The organism is Collinsella sp. HCP3S3_E11 (genome assembly GCF_052067375.1).
Classification (GTDB): Bacteria; Actinomycetota; Coriobacteriia; order Coriobacteriales; family Coriobacteriaceae; genus Collinsella.
In genome coordinates, this window is sequence record NZ_JBQHQI010000040.1 from 1 (window position 1) to 497 (window position 497).

General features: G+C 64.6%; 1 protein-coding gene. It reads right to left on the reverse strand.

The window, feature by feature from the left end:
• Nucleotides 1–497, reverse strand: a 497-nt coding sequence (locus ACTM86_RS08970; RefSeq protein ID WP_441017515.1) for an agmatine deiminase family protein, incomplete at both ends; no start/stop codon positions are given.

Consider the following 497-nt stretch of genomic DNA (forward strand, 5'->3'; position numbering starts at 1 on the left):
TTCTCGTCGCCGTACTGCGGGACGATGACGCCGTGGTTGGTCACGAGGTAGTTCATGTAGGAGGCGATCAGCGGCTCGTCGGGGACGCGCGGCTCGGCGTTCTCGTCGGCGTCGATGGTGTCGCAGGAGGCCTGGTCCATGTACAGCGGCTTCACGGGCATGCAGAGCTTGTAGACCTTCAGCTTGCGGCCCTTGGCGTCAACCGCGTTGGAGAGGGTCTCGTAGGCGGCGTGGCACTGCTCGTAGAACGGGTACTCGGGGTCGTCGGTCCAGATGCAGACCATGACGCCCGGGGCGATGAAGGTGGCGACGTCGTCGATGTGGCCGTTGGTCTCCTCGGGGTCGATGCCCTCCTTGACCCAGATGACCTTCTCGACGCCGAGGTAGTCCTTGAGGTGCTCGGTCATGTACCCGCGAAGCTCCTCGCTCCAGGGCTCGAACTTCTTGCGGTACTTGGGCCAGAGGGACTCGGGGTCCTCCTCCTCCTCGAGCACCGC